This window comes from Protofrankia sp. CiP1_Cm_nod2 (assembly GCF_920664355.1).
Classification (GTDB): domain Bacteria; phylum Actinomycetota; class Actinomycetes; order Frankiales; family Frankiaceae; genus Protofrankia.
The window spans coordinates 27806-34222 of record NZ_CAKKTL010000027.1 but is presented as its reverse complement, the minus strand read 5'-3'; the positions used below and the strand labels follow the sequence as shown (position 1 = coordinate 34222).

Sequence of the window (6417 nt, the reverse complement as noted above, 5' to 3'; positions counted from 1 at the left end):
GCGCCCGGCCGCGGGCGACCGCGTCCGCCCAGACCGCGCCGCGCCGCACCGGCGCCCGCGCCGCGGCCGGGTCGATCTCGCCGCGGATGACCCGGGCGGCCCAGCGCAGCGCCTCCTCGAGGAAGTCCGCCGGCTCGAGCAGGACGTCGGCGAGGCCGAGGGCGAACGCCTGCGCGGCGCGCAGCATCCTGTTCTGGTTCAGCGGGTTCTCGATGGCGATGGTGACCGCGCGGTCCGCGCCGACGAGGTTGGGCAGCAGCTGGGTCCCGCCCCAGCCGGGCAGCAGGCCGAGGAAGACCTCCGGCAGCGCCAGCGCGGTGACGTCCGATGACAGCGCACGGTAGTCGCAGTGCAGCGCCACTTCCAGGCCGCCGCCCATGGCCGCGCCGTTGACCAGCGCGAACGTGGGGACCTTGCGGCCGCCGAAATGTCCCTCACCGATCCGTCGCAACGCCGCGTGGCCGAGTTCGCCGATCGCGTGGATGCCGGCCCGGGCCGCTTCCGGGTCGCGCAGCGACGACCGGAAGGCCAGGTCGGCGCCGACGCTGAAGATGAACGGCTTGCCGGTGACAGCAACCGCCGACACGGCCGGGGTGTGCGCCTCGATCTCGTCGGCGGCGGCGAGCAGGCTGCGCAGGCCGGCCGGCCCGAAGGTCGACGGGCGGGTGTGGTCCAGGCCGTTGTCCAGAGTGACCAGCGCGAGCGGCCCGGCCACACCCGGCAGGGCCACATAGCGGACGTGGGCCTGGGTCACCACCTCGCCGGGGAAGTCGAGGGCGGTGGCCGGTGTCCCGCTCATCGGGCTCCTCCTGTCCGTCCGGACGCCTGCGCGGCAGCGCTGGCAGCGCTCCTGCCGCTGGCGGCACTCCTGCCGTTGGCAGCGCCGGCGTCGCCGGTGAAGTGCGGGTTCTCCCAGATGGTGGTCGCGCCCATGCCGAAGCCCACGCACATGGCGGTCAGCCCGTAGCGGACGTCGGGACGGTCGGCGAACTGGCGCGCGAGCTGGGTCATCAGCCGGACGCCGCTGGAGGCCAGCGGGTGCCCCAGCGCGATCGCCCCGCCGAAGGGGTTCACCCGCGGGTCGTCGTCGGCGATCCCGAAGTGGTCGAGGAAGGCGAGCACCTGGACGGCGAACGCCTCGTTGAGCTCGAACAGCCCGATATCGTCGATGGACAGGCCGGTGCGGGCCAGCGCCTTCTCGGTGGAGGGGATCGGGCCGAGGCCCATCACATGCGGCTCGACACCGGCGAAACCGAACCCGGCCAGCCGCATCTTCGCAGTCAGCCCGAGTTCCTCGGCGACATCCCCGGCGGCGAGGATGCAGCCGGTGGCGCCGTCGTTGATGCCGGCGGCGTTGCCCGCGGTCACCCGGCCGTGCGGCCGGAACGGCGTCTTCAGGCCGGCCAGGCCCGCCAGGGTGGTGTCGGGGCGCGGCGGCTCGTCGGCGGTGACGAGCTCCCAGCCGCTGTCGGTGTGGCGGGCGGCGACCGGGACGAGGTCGGGCTGGATCAGCCCGTCGGCGTACGCCTTGGCGACCTTCCGCTGGGAGGCCAGCGCGTAGGCGTCCGTCCGCTCCTTGGTGATCGTCGGGTAGCGGTCGTGCACGTTCTCCGCGGTCTGGCCCATGACCAGCGCGGAGGTGTCGATGAGCTTCTCGGAGACGAAGCGCGGGTTGGGGTCGGCGCCCTCGCCCATGGGGTGGCGGCCCATGTGCTCGACGCCGCCTGCGATCGCGACGTCGTAGGCGCCGACGGCGATCGCGGACGCGGTGGTGGTGACGGCGGTGACCGCGCCGGCGCACATCCGGTCGATGGCGTAGCCGGGCACGGACTGCGGCAGCCCGGCCAGGATGCCCGCCACCCGGCCGATGGTCAGCCCCTGGTCGCCGGTCTGGGTGGTCGCGGCGATCGCCACGTCGTCGATCCGTTCCGCCGGCAGCGCCGGGTTGCGCCGCAGCAGCTCACGGATGACCTTGACGATCAGATCGTCCGCTCGTGTCTCGGAGTAGACCCCCTTGGCCTTGCCGAAGGGGGTTCGGACGCCGTCGACGAACACGACGTCGCGGACGGAGTCCCTGGCGGATTGGAACACTGTGCCTCCTGACCGGGGAGACCCGGCAGGTCGCTATCGAAACCGGTCCGGTCACGCCCGCGGAGCGCATGTGACGGACGGCGATCTACCGGGAGGACGGTACCGGTGCCGGCGTGACCGCCGACACGGTCAGCCTACGGCAGAAGGTTACCCATGGGTAACCCCATTCGGCCTCGATCCCGGTTCGACACCGACGCCGGCCGGGCGCCGGCCCCGCCCCGATGCCGGCCGGGGCCCGGCGCTGGCTCCGGCGCTGGCTCCGGCCCGGCCAGCGACAGCGACAGCCCGGCCCGGACGGCGGCGGCCCGGACGGCTATACGCTCCCGTCCGGGCCGTTCGTCGGTTCGGTGGCCGGCTCCGCCGCCGGCCTGGCCGCTGGCTCCGCCACCGGCTCGGCTACCGCCACCGGCTCGGCTACCGCCACCGGCTCGGCTACCGCCACCGGCTCGGCTACCGCCACCGGTTCCGTTGCCGGCTCGGCCAGGGCGTCCGCGACCGGCCCGGCGGTGAGCGCCACCTGCCAGGGCCGGGCGCCGCCGGCCCGCAGCACCCCGGCCACCAGTTCGCTGGTCACCCGCGGGTCGCTGACCTGGTGGTCGCTGGCCGCCGGGCGCGGTGGTGACCAGGCGAGCCGGCGGGCGAGAGCCGGTTCCAGCAGGTTCTCCACCGGCATGGTCCGCTCGGCGGCGATCGCGGTGAGACGGGCGCGTACCCGGGTCAGGCGGGCGGCGGCCGCCGGGTCGCGGTCGGCCCACCGGTTCGGCGGCGGCAGGGCGTCCGCGTTGGCCGAGGCGGGCGCGGGCAGGGCGTCCTCGGGCAGCCCGGCGGCCTCCCGCAGGGCGGCGAACCAGGTCCGCGCGGTGCGGCGCAGCCGCGGGCCGGAGAAGACCGGCAGCCGGGTCAGGGCCTCGACGTCCACGGGAGCGGTCAGCACCGCTTCGATGATCGCGCTGTCCGGGAGCACCCGGCCGGGCGCGATGTCGCGTTCGCGGGCGATGCGGTCCCGGGTCGTCCACATCGAGCGGACCGCGGCGAGCTGGCGCCGGTTGCGGACCCGGTGGATCCCGCTGGTGCGCCGCCACAGGTCCGGCCGCGGCTCCCGCGGGGGAGCGGCCGCGATCGCGGCGAACTCCTCCCGGGCGAAGGCCAGCTTGCCCTGCGCCTCCAGCTCGGCCTCCAGCGCGTCGCGCAGTTCGACGAGCAGTTCGACGTCGAGCGCGGCGTAGCGCAGCCACGGTTCGGGTAACGGCCGGGTGGACCAGTCGGCCGCGGAATGCCCCTTCTCCAGGGTGAAGCCCAGCACCTTCTCGACCATGATCCCGAGCCCGACCCGCTCGTAGCCCAGCAGCCGGCCGGCCAGCTCGGTGTCGAAGAGCAGGCCTGGGCGCAGGCCGACCTCGGCCAGGCAGGGCAGGTCCTGGCTGGCCGCGTGCAGGACCCATTCGGCGTCGCCGACGGCGTCCTGCAGGCAGGTGAGGTCGGCGAGTGCGACCGGGTCGACAAGATGGGTGCCCGAGCCGCGGCGGCGTACCTGGACGAGGTAGGCCCGCTGGCTGTAGCGGTAGCCTGAGGCCCGTTCGGCGTCGAAGGCGACCGGGCCCGTGCCGGCGGCCAGCCGCGCCGCCGCCGCGAGCAGCGCCGTCCGGTCGACGATCACGGCAGGTATGCCCTCGGCGGGTTCCAGCAGCGGGCGGGCCTGCCCCGCGCTGCCGTCCGGCCCTTGGCCGAGTTGGTGGGATGAGTCCGGAACCGTCGACGTCACGATCGGCGATGGTACGTCGCGAACAGCGTCCAAGCGTGCTGGACGGGTGCAGGGAAACCAGCCAGATCGACCAGGGACGGCGGTTTGCCCCGGATCAGGGGCCTTCTTTCACCCTGGAGAGCCGATCGGTCGCTCAAAGCGTCGGAATGCTTGTGGGACCGCGGTATGGGCGGGGCCGGCACCGGGCCGGCGTCAGGCCGGCACCGGGACGGGGTCAGGACGGGTGGCGGGACGGCAGAGGTATCACTCCGCGTATCCGTGGGGGCAGGCCCACCATGGCCGCCAGCAGGTCGACGAAGGAGTGGAGCTGGGCCGCCGCCTCGGCGGGCCGCCACAGACGGTGATCGCAGCCGTTGGTCGTCCCGGGCCACTCCGGCGACCAGGAGCAGCGCAGTTCCACGTCCGAGTTGTCGCCGTCCGCCGCCAGCACACCGAACCGTTTCGAGCTCGTGATGGTCACCGTGCCGCCTATCGCCCGGTAGCCGGCCTGGTTGGCCTCCATCGCGTCCCGCAGCCACGACCAGACGACCTCGGGCAGCAGCGGGTCGGCGGCGATCTCGGGGTCGACCGCCGCGCGGGCATAGCAGACGAACCGTGCCGTGCCCTCCCAGGCGCTGTGCCCAGCCGGGTCGAACAGGAGGATCAGCCGGCCCGAGGCGGCTTCGTCGCCGTCCTGCGAGAGCCCGCCGGCGGCCGCGAACGCGTACGGCGCGAGTCTCGCCGGCGCCTGGATCTCGTGTACCGCGACCTCCGGGCGGACCCGGCCCAGCGCGTCCCGCAGCGCAGCCGTGGCCGCGAGGAAGACAGCTGGGCCGCCGTCCGGAGACAGCGGCGCGCCCATGGACGTCACGGTAGGACGTCCTGACCGTGCGCGCGCGACGGAGCATGGATGTGCGAGATGGTGTGGGCGGCAGTACGGGCGAGCGGTGCGCGGAGCAGCCGACAGGGAGCCAACCGGCAGGAAGCGGCCAACCGGTCAGGTGGCATGGCACGACCACCGGTCAGGCGACATGTGGTCAGGCGACATGGCACAGCTGGTGGTGGCGCGCTGCTCCACCGGACGGCTCCGGCTCCGGCGTGCGTGCCCGGGCGGCCGGCGTCCCCGGCTGCCCCGGGCCGACGAACAGGGCTGTTCCGCAGTCGACGCAGGCACGGTCGGGACAGTCCACGCCGTGCCCGTCGGCGCACGGGGGCTGTTCGAAACCGCGCTCGTCGCCGCACCGCGGGCAGATCAGAAAGATCAGCTCGTCACCGCCCACAAGGACCTGTTCCATCCGGACACCACTCCCCAGGGCATGCTCACGACACAGAGGGTGTGCGTGGACATCACAGGCCCTCTCATCCCATCCCGACTTCCCTGACGGTGGCACGGACAGGCCCCATCTCCGCGTATTCGGTGCCGGCGTGTCGTGCACGTGCACGATGCCCGGTACATAAGTCATCGCGGTAACGGTTGTGTTGCGCGGCCATTGGGATGTTCATGCCGTTTCGTGGTGCCGCGGTGGCCGTGCCGCGGGCCGGCCCACCGGCCGGCCCCACCGGCCGGCACCGTGGGCCGGCCCGCGCTCACCTGCCGGAGGTGGCTCGAGAGATGGGTGTGACGGTTCGCCGGAGCTGGCCTCAGGACACGGGTTCGGATGCCGACGCAGCGGGGGCGCCCGGCCCGGCGTGGGCGGCATCGGCAGTGCGGCCGGCCGCCGGTGCCCGCAGCCACCGGCGTTCGACGAAGTAGGGGGCAACCGGCAGGACGGACGCCCCGAGCGCCAGCAGCGTCCGCCGCGTCGCCCAGTGCCGCGTCGTGGCGACGGCGACGATGAGCGCGCAGTAGGCGAGAAAGAGCACGCCGTGGATCGGCCCGAGCACCCGGACCCCACCGGGGTGGTCGGCCGTATGTTTGATCACGGTCGCCGCCAGCAGGAGCAGGAAGGACGTCGCCTCGGCAATCGAGATCAGCCGGGCGGCGGCGAGCAGCTGGTCGCCGCTGTCGGACCGTCGGTGGGCACCGTCGGCTGGCATGTTCGGCCTCCGTAGTCGTTATGCATGGTCGGTCGTTGCGCATGGTCACTCATGACGCATGGTCACTCATGACGCATGGCCAGTCATGGCGCATGGTCGGGTCATCGCACATGGCCGGGCCGGCGGGCATGCCGGATGTGCGGGCATATCGGGTCGGCGGGCATACCGGGTCGGCAGGTGTGTCGGGTTGGCAGGTGTGTCGGGTTGGCGGTTGGCGGGTCGGTGGGCATGTCCGTCATGGCGGCGGCATGGCCGCGCCGGCGGCCGGCCGTCGGGGGAGGGCCCGCGGATCTGGTGGCCAGCCTGTTCTACGTATTGTCGAAGATAAACCGTTCCCGGGGCGGCCTGTCGACCCTCCGGCGACGCCCGTGCGCGGTGGCACATCGCGCCGCCCGGTGCCCCCCGCGCCCCCGGGCCCGGGCCGGTGGCAGGCAAGATCTGTGCGTCCCCAGAACCGGTGTCCCCGCGCCCGCGGACCCGGGGCGTCCGTCAAAAAAACCGGGCATCCCGCCTCGCCCGCATTCCCGTGCCAGCGTCGCCGTGTCCGT

The 6417-nt window shown here is 73.7% G+C and carries 6 protein-coding genes; all 6 read right to left on the bottom strand.

The window, feature by feature from the left end; all coding sequences use genetic code 11:
• A partial coding sequence (locus NBW84_RS05010; RefSeq protein ID WP_250282135.1) for an enoyl-CoA hydratase/isomerase family protein occupies positions 1-799 on the bottom strand: 799 nt, incomplete at its 3' end.
• Complete coding sequence (locus tag NBW84_RS05005) at positions 796-2091, bottom strand: thiolase family protein (RefSeq protein ID WP_250282133.1); 1296 nt, start codon at positions 2089-2091, stop codon at positions 796-798. The genes NBW84_RS05005 and NBW84_RS05010, both read right to left, overlap by 4 nt.
• Positions 2092-2404: 313 nt before the next feature.
• On the bottom strand, positions 2405-3853 hold the full coding sequence (locus NBW84_RS05000) for an HRDC domain-containing protein (protein WP_250282131.1): 1449 nt from the start codon (positions 3851-3853) through the stop codon (positions 2405-2407).
• A gap of 214 nt (positions 3854-4067) precedes the next feature.
• Positions 4068-4694 carry a DUF3000 domain-containing protein gene (locus NBW84_RS04995; RefSeq protein WP_250282142.1) on the bottom strand — a complete coding sequence of 209 codons (627 nt, stop codon included), beginning with the start codon at positions 4692-4694 and terminating at the stop codon, positions 4068-4070.
• 175 nt (positions 4695-4869) lie between these two features.
• Positions 4870-5127 (bottom strand): hypothetical protein, encoded by a 258-nt coding sequence (locus tag NBW84_RS04990; RefSeq protein ID WP_250282129.1) that lies wholly within the window; start codon positions 5125-5127, stop codon positions 4870-4872.
• 346 nt (positions 5128-5473) lie between these two features.
• Positions 5474-5869, bottom strand: coding sequence for a DUF3817 domain-containing protein (locus tag NBW84_RS04985; RefSeq protein WP_250282127.1), 396 nt, complete (start codon positions 5867-5869; stop codon positions 5474-5476).
• Between the last annotated feature and the right edge of the window lie 548 nt (positions 5870-6417).

What these genes read in the sequence shown, in the direction of transcription:
- NBW84_RS04995 (WP_250282142.1), bottom strand. Translation starts at nt 4,694, where the DNA reads ATGGGCGCGCCGCTGTCTCCGGACGGCGGCCCAGCTGTCTTCCTCGCG.
- NBW84_RS04990 (WP_250282129.1), bottom strand. Translation starts at nt 5,127, where the DNA reads ATGGAACAGGTCCTTGTGGGCGGTGACGAGCTGATCTTTCTGATCTGC.
- NBW84_RS04985 (WP_250282127.1), bottom strand. Translation starts at nt 5,869, where the DNA reads ATGCCAGCCGACGGTGCCCACCGACGGTCCGACAGCGGCGACCAGCTG.